Origin of the sequence: Streptomyces rectiverticillatus, assembly GCF_013394065.1 — a bacterium.
Taxonomy (GTDB): domain Bacteria; phylum Actinomycetota; class Actinomycetes; order Streptomycetales; family Streptomycetaceae; genus Streptomyces; species Streptomyces rectiverticillatus.
Genome location: NZ_CP040752.1, coordinates 7,451,818 through 7,473,608 on the forward strand (window position 1 = coordinate 7,451,818; position 21,791 = coordinate 7,473,608).

The 21,791-nt window shown below is 70.9% G+C and carries 23 protein-coding genes; 12 read left to right on the forward strand and 11 right to left on the reverse strand.

Annotation, left to right across the window (positions count from 1 at the left end):
• Window positions 1–50: 50 nt before the first annotated feature.
• Window positions 51–2,894 carry a M4 family metallopeptidase gene (locus FGW37_RS32280; protein WP_179084318.1) on the reverse strand — a complete coding sequence of 948 codons (2,844 nt, stop codon included), beginning with the start codon at window positions 2,892–2,894 and terminating at the stop codon, window positions 51–53.
• Between the two features lie 315 nt (window positions 2,895–3,209).
• The gene (locus FGW37_RS32285) at window positions 3,210–3,863 is read right to left on the reverse strand and encodes a hypothetical protein (RefSeq protein WP_179084319.1); all 654 of its coding nucleotides are present in this window, start codon (window positions 3,861–3,863) and stop codon (window positions 3,210–3,212) included.
• 129 nt (window positions 3,864–3,992) lie between these two features.
• Between FGW37_RS32285 and FGW37_RS32290 the strand changes: the two genes are divergently transcribed.
• On the forward strand, window positions 3,993–5,621 hold the full coding sequence (locus FGW37_RS32290) for an alpha/beta hydrolase (RefSeq protein ID WP_179084320.1): 1,629 nt from the start codon (window positions 3,993–3,995) through the stop codon (window positions 5,619–5,621).
• Between the two features lie 60 nt (window positions 5,622–5,681).
• Here FGW37_RS32290 and FGW37_RS32295 read toward each other — a convergent pair whose 3' ends face one another.
• Window positions 5,682–6,641: a helix-turn-helix transcriptional regulator gene (locus FGW37_RS32295; protein WP_179084321.1), complete on the reverse strand. Its 960-nt coding sequence runs from the start codon at window positions 6,639–6,641 to the stop codon at window positions 5,682–5,684.
• Between the two features lie 90 nt (window positions 6,642–6,731).
• Here FGW37_RS32295 and FGW37_RS32300 point away from each other — a divergent pair, with 90 nt between their 5' ends.
• Window positions 6,732–7,442, forward strand: a complete 711-nt coding sequence (locus tag FGW37_RS32300; protein ID WP_179084322.1) for an NADPH-dependent F420 reductase — start codon at window positions 6,732–6,734, stop codon at window positions 7,440–7,442.
• A 23-nt stretch (window positions 7,443–7,465) separates the two neighbouring features.
• A complete protein-coding gene (locus tag FGW37_RS32305) occupies window positions 7,466–7,876 on the forward strand; it encodes a VOC family protein (RefSeq protein ID WP_179084323.1) in 411 nt (136 codons plus the stop codon).
• A gap of 245 nt (window positions 7,877–8,121) precedes the next feature.
• Here the strand turns inward: FGW37_RS32305 and FGW37_RS32310 are convergent, their stop codons facing one another.
• Window positions 8,122–8,508, reverse strand: a complete 387-nt coding sequence (locus tag FGW37_RS32310; RefSeq protein ID WP_179084324.1) for a fic family toxin-antitoxin system, toxin component — start codon at window positions 8,506–8,508, stop codon at window positions 8,122–8,124.
• On the reverse strand, window positions 8,505–8,801 hold the full coding sequence (locus tag FGW37_RS32315) for a type II toxin -antitoxin system TacA 1-like antitoxin (RefSeq protein WP_246430685.1): 297 nt from the start codon (window positions 8,799–8,801) through the stop codon (window positions 8,505–8,507). Before FGW37_RS32315 ends, FGW37_RS32310 begins: the two co-directional genes overlap by 4 nt.
• 994 nt (window positions 8,802–9,795) lie before the next feature.
• On the opposite strand from FGW37_RS32315, the gene FGW37_RS32320 reads away from it, so the two are divergent.
• Complete coding sequence (locus FGW37_RS32320; protein ID WP_179084325.1) at window positions 9,796–10,335, forward strand: GNAT family N-acetyltransferase; 540 nt, start codon at window positions 9,796–9,798, stop codon at window positions 10,333–10,335.
• Window positions 10,336–10,451: 116 nt separating this feature from the next.
• Here the strand turns inward: FGW37_RS32320 and FGW37_RS32325 are convergent, their stop codons facing one another.
• The 3 genes from FGW37_RS32325 to FGW37_RS32335 all read right to left on the reverse strand — a co-directional run bounded on the left by FGW37_RS32325 (window position 10,452) and on the right by FGW37_RS32335 (window position 12,570).
• Window positions 10,452–11,168, reverse strand: coding sequence for a hypothetical protein (locus tag FGW37_RS32325; protein ID WP_179084326.1), 717 nt, complete (start codon window positions 11,166–11,168; stop codon window positions 10,452–10,454).
• On the reverse strand, window positions 11,165–11,713 hold the full coding sequence (locus FGW37_RS32330) for an RNA polymerase sigma factor (RefSeq protein WP_246430686.1): 549 nt from the start codon (window positions 11,711–11,713) through the stop codon (window positions 11,165–11,167). Before FGW37_RS32330 ends, FGW37_RS32325 begins: the two co-directional genes overlap by 4 nt.
• A 470-nt stretch (window positions 11,714–12,183) precedes the next feature.
• Window positions 12,184–12,570 carry a hypothetical protein gene (locus tag FGW37_RS32335; protein WP_179084327.1) on the reverse strand — a complete coding sequence of 129 codons (387 nt, stop codon included), beginning with the start codon at window positions 12,568–12,570 and terminating at the stop codon, window positions 12,184–12,186.
• Between the two features lie 514 nt (window positions 12,571–13,084).
• Between FGW37_RS32335 and FGW37_RS34300 the strand changes: the two genes are divergently transcribed.
• From FGW37_RS34300 to FGW37_RS32365, 6 genes are all read left to right on the forward strand, one after another.
• Window positions 13,085–13,210 (forward strand): hypothetical protein, encoded by a 126-nt coding sequence (locus FGW37_RS34300; RefSeq protein ID WP_425506625.1) that lies wholly within the window; start codon window positions 13,085–13,087, stop codon window positions 13,208–13,210.
• A 31-nt stretch (window positions 13,211–13,241) separates the two neighbouring features.
• On the forward strand, window positions 13,242–14,309 hold the full coding sequence (locus FGW37_RS33720) for a helix-turn-helix transcriptional regulator (RefSeq protein WP_246430687.1): 1,068 nt from the start codon (window positions 13,242–13,244) through the stop codon (window positions 14,307–14,309).
• 257 nt (window positions 14,310–14,566) lie between these two features.
• Entirely contained in the window at window positions 14,567–15,619 is a 1,053-nt protein-coding gene (locus FGW37_RS32350) for an alpha/beta hydrolase (RefSeq protein ID WP_179084328.1), read from the forward strand.
• Between the two features lie 33 nt (window positions 15,620–15,652).
• Entirely contained in the window at window positions 15,653–16,282 is a 630-nt protein-coding gene (locus tag FGW37_RS32355) for an antibiotic biosynthesis monooxygenase (protein WP_179084329.1), read from the forward strand.
• A 9-nt stretch (window positions 16,283–16,291) separates the two neighbouring features.
• Window positions 16,292–16,747 (forward strand): FAD-binding oxidoreductase/lyase, encoded by a 456-nt coding sequence (locus FGW37_RS32360; protein WP_179084330.1) that lies wholly within the window; start codon window positions 16,292–16,294, stop codon window positions 16,745–16,747.
• A 247-nt stretch (window positions 16,748–16,994) separates the two neighbouring features.
• The gene (locus tag FGW37_RS32365; protein WP_179084331.1) at window positions 16,995–18,194 is read left to right on the forward strand and encodes a serine hydrolase domain-containing protein; all 1,200 of its coding nucleotides are present in this window, start codon (window positions 16,995–16,997) and stop codon (window positions 18,192–18,194) included.
• A 17-nt stretch (window positions 18,195–18,211) separates the two neighbouring features.
• On the opposite strand, the gene FGW37_RS32370 is transcribed toward FGW37_RS32365, so the two are convergent.
• On the reverse strand, window positions 18,212–18,598 hold the full coding sequence (locus FGW37_RS32370; protein WP_179084332.1) for a hypothetical protein: 387 nt from the start codon (window positions 18,596–18,598) through the stop codon (window positions 18,212–18,214).
• 385 nt (window positions 18,599–18,983) lie between these two features.
• Between FGW37_RS32370 and FGW37_RS32375 the strand changes: the two genes are divergently transcribed.
• Complete coding sequence (locus FGW37_RS32375) at window positions 18,984–19,379, forward strand: hypothetical protein (protein ID WP_246430688.1); 396 nt, start codon at window positions 18,984–18,986, stop codon at window positions 19,377–19,379.
• A 15-nt stretch (window positions 19,380–19,394) separates the two neighbouring features.
• Here the strand turns inward: FGW37_RS32375 and FGW37_RS32380 are convergent, their stop codons facing one another.
• On the reverse strand, window positions 19,395–20,069 hold the full coding sequence (locus FGW37_RS32380; RefSeq protein WP_179084333.1) for a DUF6585 family protein: 675 nt from the start codon (window positions 20,067–20,069) through the stop codon (window positions 19,395–19,397).
• An 80-nt stretch (window positions 20,070–20,149) separates the two neighbouring features.
• Here FGW37_RS32380 and FGW37_RS32385 point away from each other — a divergent pair, with 80 nt between their 5' ends.
• Entirely contained in the window at window positions 20,150–20,851 is a 702-nt protein-coding gene (locus FGW37_RS32385; protein WP_246430689.1) for an NAD(P)/FAD-dependent oxidoreductase, read from the forward strand.
• A gap of 7 nt (window positions 20,852–20,858) precedes the next feature.
• Here FGW37_RS32385 and FGW37_RS32390 read toward each other — a convergent pair whose 3' ends face one another.
• Complete coding sequence (locus FGW37_RS32390) at window positions 20,859–21,782, reverse strand: phosphotransferase family protein (protein ID WP_179084335.1); 924 nt, start codon at window positions 21,780–21,782, stop codon at window positions 20,859–20,861.
• Window positions 21,783–21,791: the final 9 nt, after the last annotated feature.

A 21,791-nucleotide genomic window follows, 5' to 3' on the forward strand; every position in this document is an offset into this window, starting at 1 on the left:
CTCAGGGCTCAGGGCGGAGAGGCCGGCCCGCGGCCCCGGAGACGACCTGGTCAGCCACAGGTGCCGGCCGGGCGGGTGCGGGTGACCAGGTCGGAGTAGCCGGTCGTGGCGTCGACCCAGATCACTTGGCGGCCGTCTGCCGAGGCGTGTGAGAGCTGTTCGCCTCGGTTGCAGGAGACCCGTTCCCGTCGCGACCCGTCCGGGGAGAGCTGCCAGAGCCTGTCCAGTGCTTCGTAGCGGAGCTGCGGGTCCTGTGCCCGCGGGCCCGGCGCCTGCGGGTCCGGTGCGCGGACGGAGACCGTCACCGCTTCGTCGGAGGCCGTCAGGCCGGTCCCGTGCAGGGCGTCCTTGCCCGTGCCGGGGCTGATGTCGACGGTGCCCGTGCCGTCCAGGTCCGACCGGCGTACGGCGGTGGTGGTGTGGTCGTCGTCGGCGACGGTCAGCCAGAAGACGTGCTTGCCTGTGATGGCGGTCCCCATGAGGTAGGAGGGGGTCCCGATCTGCTGCATCACGGTCCTGGTGCCGGTGGCGACGTCCAGGACCTCCGTGTCGTGCCGCAAGGCACCATCGTCCGCGCGGTGCCAGGTGGTGAAGGCGATCCTGCCGTGGCTGAGGGACGGGTCGCCGGTGCTCGCACTACGTCCCGTAGAGCCCGGGTTCACGTACGTCGGGGCGGTCTCGCCCATCCGCAGGTAGACCACCCGGGAACCGGCATGGCGACGGTGGACCTGGAACGTGACGACCTTTCCCTCCACGTGCAGTGAGGTGACGGCGAGAGCGCTGGAGAACAGCTTCTTGACGGGGCCTCCCGCGAGCGGCCGGGCGAGGATCTCCGCGGCCCGTCCCCGGCGCGCCTGCCACACCACCGTCTTGCCGTCGGTGACCGGATCGACGTGGTAGCGGCCGTCATTGGGGCTGATGAGCTTCGTCTCGCCGGTGCCGTCGAGGCGTCCGGCCCGGACGGAGTAGGGCTCGGAGCCGTCCTCGTCGGACGTGGAGGCGGTCCACCAGCCGCCGCCCGCTCCGGCGCTGGTCCGGTCATCGGTGTTGACCCGGCCGAGCAGCCGGTCGGAGTCCACCCCGAGCGCGAGCTCCCAGCCGGGGACGATGCCGTGGGCGTTGAAGGCCCGCTCGACCGCCTTGTACTCCCTGTCGGTGACCTTGAGGTCGCGGGCGGCGGCGAGGACGGCGGCCCGGCCCTCGGTGAAGCCGTCGAGGGGGCTCATGTACTGCGTGAGCGCGTTGTGGACGATCCTGTCGGCGAGCGTGCGGTCGATGTCCTCGCGGATGTCCCACAGGGCCCCGGAGAAGATCGTGGAGTTCAGGTGGATGCCGCCGTTGTCGGTGCCGATGCCCACGCCGACGAAGGACTTGGACGTGGTCCGCCCGTCGTTCAGGTCACGTGCGGCACAGGCGCGGGGCACCTTCTGCCGGCACAGCGTCTCGCCGAGCAGACCGGCGTCGGGGCTGTCCATGGCGATGCCGCGCGCGTCGGTCTCGACGGCATTGCCGAAGTAGTCGGCGACGGCCTCTCCCAGCGCACCGGACTGGCCTGCGGGCACGAGGTTCGCGGTGCTCTCGACGACGCCGTGCGTCAGCTCGCGCCCGACGACGTCGAGAGCGGCCGAGAAGGGCCGGTATTCGTCGTTGCCGCTCCCGTAGATCACCTTCCGGCCGTCCCAGAAGGCATCCGCGTACGAGATCCCCAGGCCCACGAGCGAGTTCACCGCCGTGCCGCGGCCGTCAGGACCGTTCCGGCCGTGGACGTCCTTGAAGTAGTCGTGGACCCGGCCCGCTGCCCAGTGCGCGTCGACCGCGCCGATGCCGGTGGCCTCGTCGCCGAAGTCGGCCGTGGGCGAGGAGAACTCCCTGAGGTCGGCCGGCCACGTGCGCCACACTTCGCCGTAACTCCGGCCGCGTGCGTCCCAGGTGGCGACGAGGTTCGCGTCATCGCTGCCGCCCCCGCCCCCGCCGCCGTCGCCGGACCGGGCGCGGGAGCGGTCGCGCATCACGTACGCGTTGCGCTCCTCGTCCCGGGTCAGATGCAGCTCGACCTTCGTGCCGTCCAGCCGGACACCGGAACCCTTCGTCCCGCCGTCGCGCACGGCGGCCGTGCCCCGGCGGTCCGTGCCCCGGTGGTCCGTGGCGTGGCGCTCCGGGGCCGCGGATCCGACGGCCTTGGAGCCCGCCTCGACGGCCTTGGAGCCCGCGCCGGGTACGGCGGAACGGATGGGCGTCCTGAATGTCTTGATCCCGCTGTACTGGAGGACGGGATAGCCGGTTTGCGCCTCGATGTACACCTCGCGCAGCACCGGAGACCCGGTGGCGGGGTCGGTGCCGTGGACCGTCACGTGGTGGGTGAGCACCCCGGTGCCCCGCGGCAGCACGACCAGCCCGTGGGCCGTGCCGGTGATCGGCTGCCCGGCCTCGCCGCCGCCGGGGTCTTCCCGGCCGTCGCTCGGGTCGTCGCGGGACGGGCGTACGGGCCCGAGCTGCCGCGTCACGGCGTCGACGGCCAGCTCGATGGCCAAGGGCGTATCGATTCCGGGCTCGGTCGGGACGGTCAGCCCGGTGAAGTACCGGCCGGAGGTGCCCGTGACGAACCGTGTTCCGCCGCTCTTCGCGCCCCTTGCATCCATCCGGACGACGTACTGCCCTCCCAGGACGTCCACCCCGCGGTGCTTCTGCTGAAGACGCACGGTCTCCGAGCCGCCGGCCGCGACGACGGTCTGCAAGGGCTTGAGGTCCCGGTCGGGGTGGGCGATCCGGTAGCGGCTCTGCCGGTCCGCCAGGTGCCGCAGCGCCGCGTCCGCGGCGTTCCCTGATGCCGGGACGGGCTCCCGGATGCCGGTCACCCAGGCGGACGGCGCTGCAGTGCGCCGGTCCTGGGCCATGTCACCCGGCCCCCTCGGTGCCGTTGTCGTCGCCTGGGCCGGTACCACAGAAACGACGAGTGCGGCGGTGCCTATCAGCGCCGCCGCACCGTATATGCCGTGTCGTGCCTTGTCTCTCCCTGATCGTGCCGTACGTAAACCGCGTCTCCGCACGGTTCCCCCTCTGCGAGGTCTCTGGCCGGACTTCTCCGGCGGCCGGAGCCGTTCCGGGCAGAGCCATGCAAACGCTGATGCGTACCGGCATCAATGTGGAGGACGAAAATGCGCAGGCGACTTTCGGACGACGACGCGCCCAGGCGGGTTCGCCGGACCTGGTCACGCCGCCGGGCACGGCTTCCCCCGGTACCGATCGTCGATCTCCCTCAGCCGGGCCAGCTCCCGACGCGCCGCGTCCACGTGGCCCAGGTCAAGGCTCATCGAGATGCGGCCGCAGACGTAGTCGAGGTCTTGGCGGTCGCGGGTGGTCACATGGCAGAGTCGGAGGACTCGCGACCGGCTGACAGTGAGGGACAGCCGGATCGTCTTCAGGTCGTCCCGCTGCTTCGCCGACAGGAAGCCCCGCGCCAGGTCCTTCGCGTAGTCGTGGACTTGGGCGTCGGCCTCGTAGCGGCTCGGGGCGGGCGGGAAGTGCGGGTGGTCGGCCCAGTCCTCCGCTTCGGACTCGAGATCGCCCACCCGGCGCCAGGCCTCGTCGAGGTCGCCGCCCTCCAGCGCGCGCCGTGCGGCCGCCGCCGTGCCGGCCACCCTCCGGCGCGCCGCGACCGCGCCGTCGTCCCCGCTGTCAGAACCCCCGCCCGCGCCCCCGCCCCCGCCCGCGTCACAGACCTCGTCACCGACCTCGTCGCCACCACCGGGATACCGCGAGGCGAGGAAGCCTGCCAGCACATCGATGCGCTGGAGCACCTCGCTCTTCCGCCACGCCTCGTCCATCTCCGCGCACAGCGACACCCGCAGACCTGCCTCTCCCACTTACCGGGTTCCCCTCTCCGGACCGGATGATTATGGGCTCCCCCTGACGCGGACCCGAGGGCTACCCCCACTACACATGGGTGGCTTCCCTGATGGTCTCGCCGCCCCTGATCAACAAGCATGGCCCGCATGGCACTTACGACCTCAAAGGTCTCCACCAAGCGCAAGGCCCTCCTGTTCACCCTCGCCACGGCGACCGTGGCCACCGCCGTCGCCGCCTCCCCGGCGACGGCCTCGCCCACTGCCGGGCCCGGCACTCCGAAGGCCGGAACCACCGGACTCACCGGCCCTACTGGACCCATCACCCCCGGCCTCGACTGGCACGACTGTCAGGCCGGCTCCGACGGCACGCGCGGCGACACGCTCGACGGCACGGAGTGCGCCACCCTCGCCGTCCCCCTCGACTACGGCAAGCCCACCGGCCGCACCGTCGACATCGCCGTGTCCCGGATCCGCAGCGACAAGCCCACCGCTCGGCGCGGGACGCTGCTGGTCATACCGGGCGGGCCCGGGAGCTCGGGGGTCGACAGGCTGGCCAAGAAGGGCGGGGCCCTGCGCAAGGAAACCGGCGGGGCGTACGACCTCGTGAGCTTCGACCCGCGCGGCGTCGGGGACAGCACACGGGCCGACTGCAAGCTCGAGGCGGACGATCTGGAGCCAGCCCACCTGCGTTCCTGGCCGGGAGCCGACGGGGACATCAGCGACAGCGTCGCGCGCAGCCGCCGTATCGCCGAAGCGTGTGCGCGCAACGGTGGCGAGGTCATGCGCTCGCTGACCACCGCCAACGAGGTGCGCGACATCGAGAGCCTCCGCCGGGCGCTCGGCGAGGAGAAGCTGTCGGCGTGGGCGAACTCGTACGGCACGTACGTCGGGGCGGTCTACGCGCAGAAGTACCCGCAGCGCACGGACCGCTGGGTGCTGGACAGCAGCGGGGACCCGGACCCGGGCCGGGTCGCGCGCGGGTGGCTGGCGAACATGTCGGCTGCCGCGGACGACCGCTTCCCGGACTTCGCCCGCTGGGCCGCCGCGCCCGAGCGCGACGCGAACCACCGGGTCGCCGGACGCGCCGAGGACGTGCGGCCGCTGTTCCTCTCCCTCGCGCAGCGGCTCGACCGGGTTCCGGAGCGGTCGGCGGACGGCAAGGGGCAGCTCACCGGGAACCGCCTGCGCATGGTGATGCAGCAGGCGCTGTACTCCGACGCGGGCTTCGAGCAGCTCGCCGCGCTGGTCGTCGCGGCCCGGGACGCGGGCGACGAGCCGGTCCCCTACGACCTCCCGTCCGTCTCGTCGGCCGATGCGACGGTGAACATGGCGGTCGTCTGCAACGACGTGCGCTGGCCGCGCTCGGTCCCGGGGTACGCGCGTGATGTCCGTGCCGACCGCATCCGGCACCCCCTCACCGCCGGGATGCCCGTCAGCGTGACGCCGTGCGCGTTCTGGAAGGACCGGCCCGCCGACAAGCCCACCCGCATCACGTCCGACGGGCCGTCCAACATCCTGATGGTGCAGAGCCTGCGCGACCCCGCCACGCCGTACCGCGGCGCCCTGAAGATGCGTGAGGCTTTCGGCGAGCGCGCCCGGCTGGTCAGCGTCGACGCGGGAGGCCACGGTGTCTACCTCGGCAATGCCACCCGTGCAGGGGAGGACAACAAGCGGGCCGGCGCCTGCGCCGACCGTGCCGTGACCACGTTCCTCACGACCGGACGGCACCCGGCCTCCGACACGCTGTGCACCACCGCCGGGACGGAATCCAGGTAGCCCGGCGCGGGCGGTCCGCCGGCCCGGCCCGGCGGCGCGAGCGGGGCTGCACGGACGGGCTCAGTTCGTGGCGCGCAGGGTGCGGCGTGCGGTTTCGCGAAGGTGGTCGAGCACCTCCGGGTCGGCGTCGAGGGTGTAGTCGGTGTCGAGGCCGGCGAGGGTTTGGGCGATGCGGGGGAGGCTGTCGTCGGAGGCGTCCACCCGGCAGGACGTCTCGTCGACGGGCTGGATACGGGTGGCCAGGTACCGGGTGCGAGCGCGGATGCGGCCGGCGGGGGCGTGGACGGTGGCGACGGCGCGGTAGCGGGTCGGGGCGGCCGACAGCCGGCCGGCGACGAAGGCGGCGGGGTCGGCGCCGGGGATCTCGCGCGGTGGAACCCGTCGGCCGGTGGGCGTGGGGTCGGTGATGCGGTCGAGGCGGAAGATGCGCCAGTCGTCCCTGCCGGTGTCGTGGGCGAGGAGGTACCACAGGCCTCCGGAGTCGACCAGGTGACAGGGCTCGGCCCGGCGCGAGGTCGTCGTACCGTGGCGATCGGCGTAGTCGAAGGTGACGATCTCGTGGTCGCGGCAGGCGACGGCCAGGGCGGCCAGGAGAGCCGGGTCGGCGCGCGGCCCGCGGGACTCCCACGTGATGCCGGCCAAGGAGGTCTGCAGGGCGGTGACCTGGCCGCGCAGCCGGCGGGGCAGCACCTGCTCCAGCTTGGCCAGGGCCCGCAGCGCACTCTCCTCGATGCCGGTCAGACCGCCTGCGGCGGTGCGCAGCGCCACCGTGACGGCGACGGCTTCGTCGTCGTCGAGAAGGAGGGGCGGCAGGCCGGTGCCGGGGGAGAGGCGGTAGCCGCCGGTGTGCCCGCGGGTGCTGTCGACCGGGTAGCCCAATGCGCGCAGGCGATCGATGTCGCGGCGGAGCGTGCGCACGGTGACGCCGAGGCGGTCGGCGAGGTCGGCGCCGGACCATTCGCGCCGGGTCTGCAGCAGGGACAGCAGCCGCAGGGTGCGGGCGGTCATGTCGCTCGTCATGTTTCCACTCTGCCCGCGTCAAAGGACACAGGCTGTCCTGAAGGCCTCCTAGTGTGGATACGTCCGCACGAACAAAACGGGAGGTTCCCCATGAAAATCGCTGTTCTCGGTACCGGTGGCGGTGCCCGCGCCCACATCGCCAAGCTCGCCGAGCTCGGGCACGAGGTCCACGTCGGCACCCGCGACCCGAAAGCCACCCTCGCGCGCACCGAGCCCGACATGATGGGCACCCCGCCTTTCGGGCCCTGGCTCGCCGAGCACCCCGGCATCGAGCTGCACACCTTCGCGGATGCCGCCGACCGGGCGGAGCTGGTCATCAACGGCATCGACGGTCACAACGCGGTGGCCGCCCTGTCGGCCGCCGCCGAGCAGCTGGCGGGCAAGACGCTCGTCGACTACGCGGTGCCGTTCATCTACAACCCCGAGATCGAGCACCCCTGGCCCACCCCCTGGGGCGTGATGCCCAAGCTCGACCCGTGCGACAGCGACAGCCTCGCCGAGCAGATCCAGCGCGCACTGCCGGACACGAAGGTCGTCAAGGCCTTCGTCACCCAGGAGCAGGCCACCGTCGTCGACCCGAAGGCCGTCGGCGGCGGTGAGCACACCATGTTCATCGCCGGCGAAAACGCCGACGCCAAGCAGGCCGTCACCGACCTGCTCACCGCCTACGGCTGGAGCGACATCCTCGACCTCGGCCCCCTGGTCGCCGCCCGTGGCATGGAGATGTACGCCCACATGCACTCCGCCATCGGCTTCGCCCTGGGCTTCGGCACCCACTTCGGCATCAAAGTCGTCCGCTGACGCTGCGAAAGGAAACCCCCCACATGACCAGCCACACCCGCGCTCACAGCCACACCGCACCCTTGTCCGGCAAGATCATGTGCCAGGCGATGTGGGCCCGCGACGGCAGGAAGCTCGCCGAGTTCTACGCCACCGCCCTGGGCACGAAGGTGACTCAGGCCTTCCCGGACGAGGAGGGCGACGAGGTCGCCTTCGCCTTCCGCGTGAACGGGACGATGTACCTCTTCTACACCTCCCCCTCCTTCACCGCTCCCGACTGGCCGGAGCAGGAGCTGCCCTTCCACATGGACCTCGTGTTCGACGACGTCAAGGCAGCCGAGCAGCAGCTGCTGGAGATGGGCGCCACCAAGCCCGGCCATCAGCCCGGAGGAAAGCACTGGACCGTCCTCCTGGACCCGTCCGGCCAGCCCTTCTGTATCCACGGCACCCACTGACGCCACGCCACAGCCCTTCCGGCGGCTGTTCGCTCGCGCGAACGCGATGGCTCGGGCGTTCGCCTCAGGCGGGATCGCGATCCGGTCCCGCTCTCCGTGTCCGCGCCGCGCCCTGACTAGCTGATTCGTTGAATGCCGCATGCAACCAGGCGGACAGGCGGACGCGGCGTCGTCGTCGCCAAGACCGGCACACTGCAGACCTACTGCAGGTTTCCTCACGACCGGCCGAGCGCCGTGTGCCTGCGTCAGGCGATGGTCCAGTCGCGCAACCGGCGCGCGATCTGTGCCGCTCCGAGCGTGCCCGACGCCGCTTCCCGGACGAGGGCCACGGCCTCCTTCGGCCGATAGTCGAGACGATGCCCGTTCAGGGAGAGGAAGGCCTCGGTCGCATGCCAGGCGAACGCCTCGTTCGAGTGCTCCAAGCACGGCATCCGTATGAGGCTGTGCAGCAGGGCTCCGGCCTTGAGGTGCTGGGAGCCGTAGACGTCCCGGTCCATCGCCCGGGCGTACACGCGGGCCACGGCACCGAACAACGGCCCGTAGTCGTCGACTTGAGGGTCACCGGGCAGCAGCCCTGCAGCGTGGAGCAGGAAGGGGACGTCGATCCGGAGAGGCGGCTGCTGCTCGCTCACGCGGCGTGCCCCTGCCCTTCCGCCTCGAGGGTGCGACGGGCCTGCTGCTCGGCGGCACGCTGTTCCGGTGTCGGATCGGCTCCGCCCGCCTCGGCGGCGAACGCCTCGCCGCTGCGGTTCACCGAAGCCCCGAAGGCCTCCAGGAACTTCGCCTCGACGGCCGTGGCCCGCTCGTAGGCAGCCGAGAGGATGTACTCCTGCATGCTCACCCCTGCCTCTTTCGCGGCGGCCGCGATGGCCGCTCGCTGCTCCGGGTCGGGGAAACGCAAGCTCATAGCTTTCGGATCAGCCATGGTGTCGACGGTACCAGCGATACCGCAGCCTTCACAGGATTACGCGTCCGCCACCACCGGCCTCCAGCACACCTCCCCGGCCCCCCAGCTCACCACCATGTACGCCTCACCGCGCCCGGGCGGCCGCGTCCACGACCGCGTCCTGAAACGGTGCAGCCGGCAGCCCGACGACAACGCGAAACGGGGCAACGAGACACCGAACTCGGCGGCGACGGCCTCCAGCGCCCGGCGCCCGCCAGCCCGCAGCCGAGCCGCTCCTCCAGGGCTCGATACGTGCCGCGGGCGCGGGGGCGAACCCCAGCTCAGCCGGCGTTCCTGATGTGCCGTCCCGCCCGGGAACTCCTCGTCGGAGCCGCAGGCGTCCGCCCACTCCTCGCTCCACTGCGCATGGCATCGTGATCAGATGTTTCTCTTGGTCCTCATGCTTCTCTTCGCCGTGCCGGTGGCCGCGTGCCTGCTGGTCGCGAAAGCCGTACGTGCTGTCGTGACCCGTCGGCTGACCCGCAAGGGGGCTGGCGCCTAGGCGGAAGGCGCAGGCTGGCTGCTGTGCTGCGCCGTGCTGGCGTACGGCGTGGGCGTGGGGTTCATGTTCCTGACCCCCTGGCCCGGATGGTGCCCCGTGGTGAAGTTCACCGGTGACCCGGACCCCTCGGCCGTGCCCCCTCACCCCCGTGCCGAGTACAGCTGGTTTCCGCTGGAGGCCCGCTGTGTCTCGGACGTCCACACCCCGGTCGACTTCATCCCTGCCGCCGTCAATCCGGTCCTTCTCGGCAGTTTCGCGGGTGCGGCGGGCTGTGCATCGATGGGCGTGTGGCGGAGGTGGCGGCCGGGGACCGGAGCCGGGGAGACGGTGGCGCCGGCGTTTCCCCCGGACTGAGGACACGCCTCATTCGCCAGATGTGAGAAATATGCATGTAACAGTCCTCTTGTAACGTTCCGGCGCCAGGAACCTACCTGGCACGAGACGGAACCGACAGGAGTGAAGGGAGCACCCATGCGCGACAGCGTGGCGGGGACCACGGCAGGCGTCACCACGGGCATACGCATCCGGCCGGGAGCGGCCGGCGATCTCACCGAGCTCACCGAGATCTACAACCACTACGTGGTCCACACCCCGATCACCTTCGACATCGACCCGGTCACCGTCGAGGAACGCCGCGCCTGGCTGGACTCCCACCCTGCCACCGGCCGCCACCGCCTGCTCGTGGCGGAGGAGGCGGGCCGGGTGCTGGGCTACGCCACCAGCAGCTCTTTCCGTGACAAGCGCGCGTACGAGACCTCGGTGGAGACCAGCATCTACCTCGGGCCCGGCCACACGGGACGCGGCCTCGGGGGCCTGCTGTACCGCACGCTCTTCGAAGCCCTCGCGGACGAGGATGTCCACCGCGCGTACGCCGGCATCACACAGCCGAACGTGGCGTCGATGCGGCTTCACGAACACTTCGGCTTCCGCCCGGCGGGCGTACTCGAACAGGTGGGCCGCAAGTTCGGCACTTTCTGGGACGTGGCGTGGCTGGAGAAGCGGATCGTCTGACGGCGTCGGCCTCCGCCCGGGGCCGGTGGGGGCCGCTGCGGCTGGTTGCCGCTGCCCGCTGCCCGCTGCCGGGCTCCGGAGACCCCCGGCAGCGGGGAAGCACACGAGCGGTTTCGTCAAGCGCTGGCAGTGAGTTCTCCGATCCGTTCGGCGAAATCGGGGCCGGGTAAAGGGAGCTCGACGTCGGCGTCGTCGCCGTCGTCGAGGGCCTCGGGGATGTAGGCGATGACGGCGGTGACGGCCGGTGAGGGGGCGTGCGTGACGTATCCGCGCTGGACCATCGTGTAGCGCAGGACGGCGCGCAGGTCGCGCAGGGTGTCCTGCCCGGGAGCGCACGCGAGGCCGTTGCCGAGGTCGGCCTGCTCGTGCCACAGAGCGGCCTCGTCGGTCTCTCCCAAGGCCATGTGGTGGAGATAGAGGCACAGGGCGGCGGAGAGCTCGCCCGCGCCCGCCGCGAACTGCCACCAGAATCGTGCACCGTACTCCCGGCCGGCGAGGTGCAGGACGCAGCCCAGGACCAGGGCGCCGTCCGGCTCGGGGATCCGGCTGACGAGGAAATCGCGAAGCCGGTGCAGATCGTGGGTGGCGGTGGTCTCGCACAAGGCCCGCAGGTGCTCCCGGAAGATCCGCCGAGGCAGGGAGCGGCGCACGGCCGACCGTTCGGCCGCAGGGCGAACGGAGGCGGGCTGCAGGGCGTCGTCCACGCGCAAGGCCCCCTGCCACGTGCGTGCGGCGATCCGTGCGGTCAGGCGTTCCTCGGCCTCCCGGGTGCGGGAGTAGGGCGGGCGCCGGATGCGGGCGTGTTCCAGAAGGCGGTCGATGGGCTCGGTCATCCTCGGCCTCCCTCGGCCTGGTCGTCTCTGTCGGGGTGACGGTCCGCCCCCAGAGCTTTGTTGAGGCGGTGGCGGGCGTAGCGGGCGGTGGAGCGGACACCGCCCTCGGTGATGCCCAGGACGTCGGCGGTCTCGCGGACGGTGTAGCCCAGCACGTGGTGCAGGATGAACACGTCGTGCTGCCGCTCGGGCAGGTCCTGGACCGCCTGGTAGATCTCCAGGCTGATCTCCAGCTCGCCGATCGGATCGCAGGCCTGCTCCAGTCCGGTGGTCTCGAAGGCGGCGGTGTCGACGGCCACCGCCCGGCGCCCGCGGGCCCGGGCCAAGTCGATGGTCCGGTGGCGTACGACCCGCCAGGCGTAGGCTCGCGGATTGGCCTTCGACAACACCTTCGACCAGTTGAAGTACAGCTGTTCAAAAGCGATGTCGACAGCCTCCTCCGCATCGGCCCAGCTGGAGAGGTACAGCTGCGCCCAGTACACGTAGCGGCTGCGGTAGAGCTCGTGGAAGGCCCGGAAATCCGCCGGAAGGCGTGGCTGCAGCACGGCGACCGGGCGTCGGTGAGGACGGTGCGTACGCGTCACCCCTGCCCTCCCCGCACCCGTTTGCCCGCACGAGCCCCGAGGCGGTGGTGCCGGCTCCGGCAGCCGGACTCCGGCTCGTCCGGCAGGACACCCCTGAGCAGAGCGTGGCCGAGCGCCACCAAGGCGTCTCGGCCGAAGACTCGTACGAGCAGTACGACCAGCAGGCCGTCCGCGAGATGATCTGGCATCACGATCGGCAAAACCCTTCAAACGTTCCAAGGGGCTCCCCCCCACGCCCCGGAGGAGCGTCAGTGGCTCCTCTGCTACGTAAGGCGTCTGCCGGCTGCCGGATGTGCAACGGAGTCCGGAAGAACTTCGCTCTCTCTAACCTCTTTTCGGTGCGAGGAGGGTCGGCGTCGGTTCACTTGCCTGCGATGCCGAATTCTGACGGTTTGCCGCCGACGTCTGATCGGTGGGTGCGACGGCTGTGGTCAGTGGCCGCCGGAGGGGACGTCGCAGCCGGAGTGGTCGGGATAGCCCCCGAAGGCATCCGCCTTGATGGAGGCACGGTCCATCGTGCCTTCCACGCACAGAGGAGAGCCGCCGGTGTCAACGAGGAAGCCGACCCCGGTGGGGCCGTTCTGGTGCGCCTGCACCTTCCCGGGGGAGTAGCCGAGGCCGGTGAGCGCGTGGCGGGTGTCCTCCGGGGCGAAGACTCCGCGCTTGCGCAGCGGTTCGAGTGCGTCCTTGATGCGCTGGACGACCGCGAGCCCGTCGCAGCGGCTCTGGCCATGCAGCGGGAGGGGAACCCTGAAGCCGTGGTTCTCGGCGTAGTGGTCGGTGGGCGGCGCAGCCGGGTCCGAAGGGCGTGCGGTCACCGGTGGTGCCGGCGTGGGGCTCTCGCCCGGGCACGGGGGATCCACCGGCGGCCTTGGCGTTGACGACCCCGTCGGCGTCGGATGCGAACGCCGGTGCGCGTCGGCGGCATCCCGGGACTGCTGCGTTCCGCACCCCGCCGCCAGCATGGCCAGCATCACCACTGGCAGCACCCGGAGCCGGACCGCCGACGTTCTCATCCTCACTGCCGTCCTCGTTGTCGTCTTCGTTATCGTCATTCCCCGATCGTCTCCCGCATCTCGGCGGGCGTCATGAGTCCTTTTACTCACGACCCCGTTACGGCGCACCGCAGCCCCGGCTGTCCCCGCGCCCTGACCGGCCGCACATCGGTTGCTCGGCGCGCACCTCCCCGCCCCCCGCCTCGGCCTGGATGCACGAGCCGTCGTCGACGCCTTCGCCGCGTCCGCCGCTGCGCTTCCGACGCGGCCCGGCAGGACTTCGCCGAGGGCTGGAAGGGCACGCTGGAGGTGGGTAAGGTCGCCGACCTCTGCGTGCTTGCGGGCGACTCGCGGGCGACTCGCGAGCGACCTGCTGACCGCCGACCCGCGTGACATCCCCGCCATACCCGCGGTGTTCACCAATGTCGGCGGCGACGTCGTGCACGACGAACTCACCGTTTGACGTCCGCATACCGGATGATCATTCTGAGCGGATGGAAGCCGAGCCGACGCCCATGACACCAGCAGCGCAGCCGAGCACGACGGACGTCCTGAGCGCCGCCCTGGACGTGCGCGAGGCCGCGCGCCACGCCGTGCGGGGGAAGGGCGGTGCCGACGCGGTCCTGACGGCGCTGTCGGCGGTGATCGACCACGACCACGCGTCGCTGTCCCGGTGGGACCCGTTGCTCCGCCGCCATGTCACGCTGGCCGGCAGCTACCCGGCGGGCACCACCCGCTACATCGAGACGCGCCTGCACGACGATCCGGCCTTCGCGCTCATCCGGCACGCGCCGGGCACCACGAGCTGGTGGCACGACGTGCCCGCTCCGGTACGGGGGGCCTCCACCGGGTTCCAGGAGGTCCTCGAACCCCTCGGTGTCCAGGACGGCGTGGCCCAGTGCCTGTTCTCCGCCGACGGCCGGTACGTGGGCATCCTCAACCTCAGCACGACGCGGGCACGGTGCGACCAGCCGGCCGTCCGCGCCGTGATGACCCTGCTGGGCGAGTGCCTCGCAGCCGTCGCCGACCCGCTCGCCGGGCACCGTTCCCCGGCGCCCGGCAGCAGCGCAGGCGACACTTGCGCCGTACTCCTGCCGGACGCCGGGGACACCGGCGACGCCGGGAACGCCGAGGACGGCGGCGACGCCGAGGGCGTAGCTCCGGTGACCGTGAGCGGGGATCCGCTCCCCGGCCTCACCGAGGCCGGCTCCCCGCTCGTGGCCCTCCTACGGCGGACGGCCGCACGGCGGACGCTGCCGGCCACGGTGCTGGTGCCGTACCGGCAGCGCATGCTCGAACTGCACCTGACCCGCCGGGGGGACCGCACGGTCGTCGTCGTGTGCCGTACGGTCGCCCGCCCCGCGGCGCTCTCCCCGCGCGAGCTCGAGGTGCTGGCGGAACTCACCCAAGGGCGGACCAACCGGGAGATCGCCGACCGCCTGTACGTCAGCCCGCGCACCGTCGCCACCCACATCGAGCACATCCTCGCCAAACTCGACGTCCCCAACCGCGTCGCCGCCGCGGGCCGAGCCGTCGCCTGGGGCCTCGAACCGGCACCCTGACCGTCAACCGCGTTGCGTTCCGTTCGATGGGGAGGCCGTGGCGGCGCGCCCCGAAGCCGCCCGCACGGCGCAGCGGTTCACGGCTGTGACCTGTGGCCTGTGGCCTGTGGCCTGGGCAGCAGAGCCGCGCGGCGGTGTGATTGGCTACGCGGCATGGGTCTCAGACGAGTGTTTCCCAGGCACACATGTGTGCAGCCAAGGTGTTTCAGCGGGGATGCCGGGCGGCATCATCCCGCCATCCGACCGGGGGGTAAGTCATGAGTGTCCGCCGTGTGCCGTCGGAGTCCGGCCGTGTCCCGACAGCGAAGGCAGCGCCTCCTTTCGACCCTGAACTGGCCGTCGTGTTGGCGGCCTTGAACAAGGAGTCGAGGGAGCCGGTCACTCCGGACAACCTTGAGGCCCGGCAGGAGCGGGACGCCTCGACCCGGCCCAGGCCGACGGCCGAGGACCTTCGCGCCGACGGCCGGTTCGAGGTGACCGAACTCCGTGTGCCGGCGCCGGACGGACCGGACGTCACGCTCGTGAGTGCACGACCGGCCGGGCTCGCCGGGCCGCTGCCTCTGCTGTACTACATGCACGGAGGCGCAATGATCATGGGCAACGCATGGTCCGTGCTTCCGCGGATTCTCAGCGAGTGGGTCCTCCCGCTGGAAATGGCCGTCATCTCGGTCGAGTACCGGTTGGCGCCGCGGACGCAGTACCCGGGACCACTGGAGGACTGCTACGCCGGCCTCGTCTGGGCGGCCGAACACGCTGCCGAACTCGGCATCGACGCGGACCGCATCATCATCGGAGGGAAGAGCGCCGGCGGCGGTCTCGCCGCGGCCCTGGCCCTGCTGATCCGTGACCGTGGCGGCCCCGAGCCACTGGGGCAACTGCTGCTGTGCCCGATGCTCGACGACCGCGACAGCACCTTCTCCAGCCATCAGATGTCGGGCCTCGGCGTGTGGGACCTCACCTCCAGCGCGACCGTGTGGAAGGCACTGCTGGGGGACCGCTACGGTGCTGCGGACCTGCCGCCCTACGCGGCCCCCTCCCGTGCCACGGACCTTTCCGGACTCCCCCCGGCCTACATCGAGGTGGGGTCGGCCGAGATGTTCCGGGACGAGGACGTGGCCTACGCGAACGCGATCTGGCAGGCCGGCGGCCAGGCCGAACTGCATGTATGGCCCGGTGCCTACCACGGCTTCGACGGCATGGCCCCGCAGGCGGCCCTCAGCCGGGATGCACGTGACGCCCGTACCCGCTGGCTCCGGCGCCTCCTCGCACAGTCCGGCGCCCTGGGCGGCAAGCGACGCGACGCGAGTTGACCTCGACTGCGGTTGAGGTGTGAGTGTCCTGGCATGACACGCCTCGTCGCCATACAGCACCCCGACGCCGGAATCACCCTCATCAGCCGCTGGATCACCGGGAGCCCCGAACGCTCGCGCGCCGCCGCCGACGCGCTCCTGGACGTGTCGGCGGCGGATGCGCCGGAGGCAGAGCTGGCCACGCACGTCTTCGAGGACGTGGACGGCGCCGGGCTGCTCATCCACGGACAGTGGACGAGCGCCGAGGACCATCTCGCTTTCGTCCGGGAGGGGCGCTCAGCAAGGGTCGCCCGTATCGACGCCCGCGTTCCGGGCATCGAGCGACCCGGGTTGGAGCGCACTCACCTGTACCGCAGCGCGGTCCTCGACACCGACGGCGAGGCGGACGTCTTCGTCGTCACCAGCCACGACACCGGCGGAGGGCCCGAGGAACAGCAGGCATGGGCCGACGCGCGGGCGGCTGCCCTGGCGGACGCCGGGCACGAGGGGCTGCTCGCCGCCCACTTCCACCTGACGGTCGACGGGGAGCGCGTGGTGGAGATCGCAGAATGGTCGAGTGCAGCCGCCGCGGCGGACCTGGAAGCCGTCCACGGGCCCCGGGTCCCGCACAGCCGCTACCGCCTCTACGGGCGTCCCCGCCGGGCCTTCGTCACCACCGGCTAGGACTCTCCCTTGATGCTGCGTGAGTCGTATGTGCGGATCGGCCCTGGGATGCAGCCCGCCGTCCACGAACTGCGGACGGCGCAAGACATGCTCTCCTGGTACGCCGGGCAGACGATCACGCCGGGTCAGCGGGCGTTCCTCACGGCCATGATGAGGCTGCTGCTCCCCGGTCTGGAACCGGTCTCCGTTCGCGAAGCCTGCTGCATCATCGAGAAGACATCTTCCCGTTATCCCTACATCGGTCACCTGGACGATGACGCGAGCCTGGCCGTGGTCGTCGGCGGCAACGGACACGCGGCCCGCGGCTCCGACGAGATCGGACGCCTCGCTGCCGCAGTGGTGCTGGGGGAACCGTGGGATTTCCCGATCCCGCCCGAGGCTTTCGCCCCAGCGCTCGCTCCGCGCGAACGACGCGTCGACGGCAGTTGCCCGGAGTACCTCAAGCCGCCCTTCGGCCTCTGCTGACGGCGGAGCGCGCCGCGCTCGCCCTGCGACTTCCCGTCGGGCGCGCGGCCTTGTCTCTATTCCCGCCCAACCGTTCGACCTGGCACCCGTCCTGGCGGATCACGTCGGCCTCGCCTGAAAGACGGGTATCAACCCGGGCGAGGACCAGGGTCGTTGCAGCGCTGTCCGGCCGAAGGGGCGCAGAGACGGCGCACGAGCCGGTGATGGAGGACAGAGCGTGAGGCGCAGCGGGTACGGCAGACGCCGGATGGCAGCGAGAACGATCGCGGGGGTGGGGGCGGTCACCGCACTACTGGTCGGCGGGCCGCTACCGAACGCGTTCGCGTCGCGGCCGGAGCCCACCGCACTCGCGGTGCAGCCGGAGCGGTCCGGGGCGGACACTCGTGCCGAGGTGCAGAGGGCACTGGACGCCATGGTGAGGGCCGGCGCTCCCGGCGTCCTGGCACGGGTCGACGACAGCACGGACTCCTGGACCGTCACCAGCGGCGTCGCCGACCTGCGGACGGGACGTGAGGTCCCGCACGACGCGCGGTTCCGCATCGCGAGCCTGACCAAGGGCGTGGTGGCGACGACGGTGATGCGGCTGGCCGAGGAGGGGCGGCTGGAGCTCGACCGCCCGGTCGGAGACCGGCTGCCCGGAGTGGTCAGCGGGGCCGACCGCATCACGGTCCGCCAGTTGCTGAACCACACCGGTGGGCTGGCGGACTACATCAAGCACAAGGAGTTCAAGGATCCGGCGGACTACGGTGAACGTACGTACCGGCCGGAACAGCTCGTGGCCCTGGCGGACGCTCTGGGCGCGAAGCACGAGCCCGGGCCGCCGTTCACCTACTCCAACTCCGGCTACATCGTGCTCGGCATGTTGATCGAAAAGGTCACCGGACACGAGCTCGCGGACGAGCTCCGGCGCCAGGTGCTGGAGCCCGCCGGCATGACCCGGACGTTCCTGCCGCTCACCGACCCACAGCTCCACGGGCCGCACGCCACCGGCTACTACCTGCCCGCGGGCGCCGATCCGCAGGACCCGGGCGCGTTGCGGCCGATCACAAGAATCAACCCCTCCTTCGCCTGGGCCGCCTACGGTCTGGTGTCGGACGCCCGCGACGTCAACCGGTTCTACCAGGCCCTCTTCGGCGGCCGACTGGTCCGGCCCGCGTCGCTGGAGCAGATGCGTACGGGTGTGGCCACGCAGCAGGCACCGGTCTTCCCGCGCTACGGCCTCGGCCTGGAGTCGGCCGGACTGACCTGTGGCGAGATGTGGGGCGGGACCGGTTCGATTCCCGGCTACGAGACCTTCGCCTTCGCCGACCGGGACGGGACGCGCCGGATGATCCTCTCGATCAACGTCCAGCGCAACGACCCCGAGGTGGAGGACATGATCCTCGCGGGGCTGGGCGCGTTCAACCAGTACTTCTGCGGCAAGCCGTACGCACCGACGCCCCGCTAGGGGAAGCCTGGGGCTGCTCAGTTGGTGATGGTGGTGCAGGGGAGTCCTACGCTGGCGCCGCCTCGGAACCCTTCTGCACAGAGCCGGGTGCCCGGCGGGAAGTGGCGTTGGGGATAGGCCTGGTCCCGGTACGTCCTGAACTTCGCGACGTCTTCGGTCTTGGTACCTGCGCTCCAGCCGTTGGTGGTCCACACGCGGGCACGGATGCGGTTCGGCTGGTTGGTGTTGGTGACGGACACCTCGACCCGGCCGAGGTAGGTGCCGGTGTCGTAGGTCTCGATGCAGACCGAGTGGTTGCACCACTTACCCGCAGCCGCTGCGGGCGGCCCTGCGGCGATGACGCAACCAAGCGCCGCAGCCATTGCCCCGATTCCGGAGAGGATCTTCTTGGTGATGCCGTGCATGGCGCGTTGTCCTCCAGTATTCGTCCAGTATTCGTCGGTGATCGCGTCATCGCTCCCTGGTGGCCAGTGTGATAGCCGATAGTCAGCCCGGGCGGCCTCTCTCGCTCCGTTCACCCGTACCGGGCAGCCGACGCCCCCCCCGGCGCGTCTGTTTCAACCCCATCGAGTGGAGTCCCGTACTCGCACGGGCTATTGCAGAGCCATCGTGCCCACGGACCCTGGCAAGCCTTCCGACGATGGGCCGCCCGCGCCCGCTCAGCCCGCCTCCGCTCGGCACACGCCCGCCGCTTGCGCACCGGTCGGTTGCGGATCGGTCGTCGTCGCTCCTGTCTCCCAGGCGCCCCCGGACCACGGCCCCTGCACGAGCCCGGAACCGGTCGTGTGCATGATCCGGAGCGAGACCCCGCAGGAGCGCGATGTCGCCCGCGATCAGCGGGTGCGGTACCACCAGCTGCTGGAGGACATGGAGCGCAAGGCATGCGCCATGCGTGCCCAGGGGAGCTCGGAGGAGGACATCGCCCGCACCCTGGTGAAAATGCGCAACGACGCCAAGGACATCGTCCGCTCAGGCATGACCCCGGAACAGGTCGCGGAGCTGGAGGCACGCAACCGGAAGAAGTACGGCAACCCTCTCGGTCCGACAGCAGACCAGCTGTACCTCAAGTACGGCTCCTGGGAGAAGGTGAGTGAAGCCGCCACACGCTCGAACGAGGCCGTGGACCACGAACTCGGCCTGGAGTTCCACCACTGCTCCTGCGATGTCCTCCAGGCCGGGCCGTAGGGGGCGCGCCGGGTGTCAGCCCCGAAGTCGTTCCGCCAGGGCGAGGAGCAGGTAAAGGTTGGGGACCTGAGAGACGCTGACGCCGGTCATGAGGCTGCGCCCTCCGGCGTTGTTGAACCACACCGCAGCGTTCGAGATGCTGACGCCCCCGACCTGCGCCCAGTCGGCTGTCTTCCTCTTGTAAGACACGCTGTTCCGGTCCAGGGAGATACGGCCGAACGTCAGCCTCTCGCCCCTCGCCAGCCGTTCGAGCGACGTCGCCAGCTGAGTGCGCAGCACGCCTTGCTGGATCTCCGGACCCCACTGCCCCTCGAAAACGATCCAGGGGCCACGGGTGTGCGACGTCACGCCCACGGCCGCGAGATCGCGTTTGAAGAGACCGTGGATGCCGCGCCCGACCGTCAGCGCGGCGCCGTCCGGGCCGACCAGCGTGTACGCGGCGTCCCGGATCGCGCCGTTGATCGTGCTCAGGTTCTGGAGGACACTGGTCGATTCCCAGCGGTACACCCACTCACCGTTCTCGGGATCGGTGACGATCAGGCCCTCGTCGTACAGGTAGAGCCGCGCTTCGCCCCAGGACCTCCGGAGGCGGTTCTGTCGGTTCGCGGCAACCATCCGCCAGCGACCCAGCCGCTCCCGCTCCGCCAGCGCCGTCACCCGGCCGTCCGGTTCGGGTATCTGCTCGTCCATGGTTACCCCCGTGATGAGACGTCAGTTCGGGAGATCAATCTAGAGTGTCCGCACAATCCTCAGGCCGGACGGAAGTCCTGGTGACGGGCGGAGGACCGGCGGGGGGCGGGCAGCAGTGGTCGCTCGGCTTCAGCAGGATCGACCAGGCGGGGTACAGCTTCCAGGTCGTCCGGTCCGTCTTCGACCAGGTGCTGCTCGATCACGCCCGACGCCTGGGAGTGCGGGTACGGGAAGGAACCAGGGTCCATCACATCGCCTTCGAGCAGGGCCGGGCAGTGAGCGCCTCGTTCTCTTCCCGCGACGGCCGCACGGGCGAGGTCCGCTTCCGGCATCTTGTGGACGCCTCCGGCCGGGCCGGCCTGCTGGCCGTCCGGCAGCTGCGCAGCAGGCGTTTCCACGATGTCTTCCGCAACGTGGCCACCTGGGGGTACTGGCGACGGGCCGCGCGGGTCGAAGAGGCGCCCGAGGGAGCGATCTGTGTGTTCTCGCTGCCCGATCACAGCTGGCTCTGGGCGATTCCCCTCCACGACGGGACCCTCAGCGTCGGACTGGTCACGGACCAGCACTCCTTCGCGTACGCCCGCAAGGATCTGCGCAGCACCGAGTCCTCTTCGGCCGACTGCAGACGCCTTTGGACGGCCGCCGCCCGGCCATGGGCCATGGGCCTCGGCGGGCACGGCACCAGCCTCATGACCCCTTGGCCGGCCACCCCCGGCCGAGCTATCGCGGGCCTGTACCTCACCCTTGAACCGCGCCTCGGCCTCCGTCGGGCAGTGGGGTGACGCCTGCTCAGGTGGTGGCGAACCATGCTTGAGCAAGTGAAGGAAGCGTGCCCTCGGCGGGTACACCCAGTTCTCGCATGTACCAAGGGAGGTTGCTGTACACGTGCAGCAGTGTGTAGGCGAGTAGCACGGTCGGCTCGAAGGTGCGGCCGTACGACTCGGTGAGGCGGGCCAGCAGCTTCGGATCGCCACGGGTCACGAACAAGCCGACGGCGACGAAGTCGTACGCCCGGTCACCGATCATGGCCGGTTCGAAGTCGAAGAGTCCGGTCAGGCGCCACCCGTCGGGATCGACGAGGAGGTGTTGTCGCATGACCTCTGTGTGGAGGAGTGAGCGTTGTGGGGCCCGGGGGAGGGAGACCGAGGCCAGGAAGTCCGGTATCTGCTCCAGCCAGCGGTCCGGCAGCCCGCGTGTGCGCTGCTGTTCCACGGCGCCGGCGCGCCGGCCGTCCAGGAAGGCTCCCCAGTCCCCGGGGCCCAGGACGTCCTCGAGGGGGCCGGGATCGAGTGAGTGGAGTACGGCGAGGGCCTCGCCGGTCTCGGTCACGAGCCGTTCACGGTCGGCCTGCGGGACGAGGTCCCAGGCCGGGGCCAGATTCCGGCCGGGCAGCCGGGACATCAGCACGTACCGCCAGCCGTTCTCGTACGGGCCGGACTCGCGCACCTGCGGTGTGGCCACCGGCAGCCGCCCCTGGAGATACGACAGGACGCGGCCTTCCGTGATTCCGTCCTCGGCTGCGGCTCCGGGAAACAGCTTGAGGACGTGTTCGTCGCCCACTGCGTAGACCGGCTGGGATCCGTCGGGAAAGCGGGTGAGGGGCTCGCCGGCCAGGCCGAGGCGAGCGCACAGGTCCTCGGCTCCGGGCCGCATAACCGATTCGTCGGGGACGACGGCGTCCCACTCTTCATCTGTATCCACCGGCGGAAGCATGAGCGAACC

What these genes read in the sequence shown, in the direction of transcription:
- FGW37_RS32280 (WP_179084318.1), bottom strand. Translation starts at nt 2,894, where the DNA reads ATGGCCCAGGACCGGCGCACTGCAGCGCCGTCCGCCTGGGTGACCGGC.
- FGW37_RS32290 (WP_179084320.1), top strand. Translation starts at nt 3,993, where the DNA reads ATGGCACTTACGACCTCAAAGGTCTCCACCAAGCGCAAGGCCCTCCTG.
- FGW37_RS32295 (WP_179084321.1), bottom strand. Translation starts at nt 6,641, where the DNA reads ATGACGAGCGACATGACCGCCCGCACCCTGCGGCTGCTGTCCCTGCTG.
- FGW37_RS32300 (WP_179084322.1), top strand. Translation starts at nt 6,732, where the DNA reads ATGAAAATCGCTGTTCTCGGTACCGGTGGCGGTGCCCGCGCCCACATC.
- FGW37_RS32305 (WP_179084323.1), top strand. Translation starts at nt 7,466, where the DNA reads ATGACCAGCCACACCCGCGCTCACAGCCACACCGCACCCTTGTCCGGC.
- FGW37_RS32315 (WP_246430685.1), bottom strand. Translation starts at nt 8,801, where the DNA reads ATGGCTGATCCGAAAGCTATGAGCTTGCGTTTCCCCGACCCGGAGCAG.
- FGW37_RS32320 (WP_179084325.1), top strand. Translation starts at nt 9,796, where the DNA reads ATGCGCGACAGCGTGGCGGGGACCACGGCAGGCGTCACCACGGGCATA.
- FGW37_RS32325 (WP_179084326.1), bottom strand. Translation starts at nt 11,168, where the DNA reads ATGACCGAGCCCATCGACCGCCTTCTGGAACACGCCCGCATCCGGCGC.
- FGW37_RS33720 (WP_246430687.1), top strand. Translation starts at nt 13,242, where the DNA reads ATGGAAGCCGAGCCGACGCCCATGACACCAGCAGCGCAGCCGAGCACG.
- FGW37_RS32350 (WP_179084328.1), top strand. Translation starts at nt 14,567, where the DNA reads ATGAGTGTCCGCCGTGTGCCGTCGGAGTCCGGCCGTGTCCCGACAGCG.
- FGW37_RS32355 (WP_179084329.1), top strand. Translation starts at nt 15,653, where the DNA reads ATGACACGCCTCGTCGCCATACAGCACCCCGACGCCGGAATCACCCTC.
- FGW37_RS32365 (WP_179084331.1), top strand. Translation starts at nt 16,995, where the DNA reads ATGGCAGCGAGAACGATCGCGGGGGTGGGGGCGGTCACCGCACTACTG.
- FGW37_RS32370 (WP_179084332.1), bottom strand. Translation starts at nt 18,598, where the DNA reads ATGCACGGCATCACCAAGAAGATCCTCTCCGGAATCGGGGCAATGGCT.
- FGW37_RS32375 (WP_246430688.1), top strand. Translation starts at nt 18,984, where the DNA reads ATGATCCGGAGCGAGACCCCGCAGGAGCGCGATGTCGCCCGCGATCAG.
- FGW37_RS32380 (WP_179084333.1), bottom strand. Translation starts at nt 20,069, where the DNA reads ATGGACGAGCAGATACCCGAACCGGACGGCCGGGTGACGGCGCTGGCG.
- FGW37_RS32390 (WP_179084335.1), bottom strand. Translation starts at nt 21,782, where the DNA reads ATGCTTCCGCCGGTGGATACAGATGAAGAGTGGGACGCCGTCGTCCCC.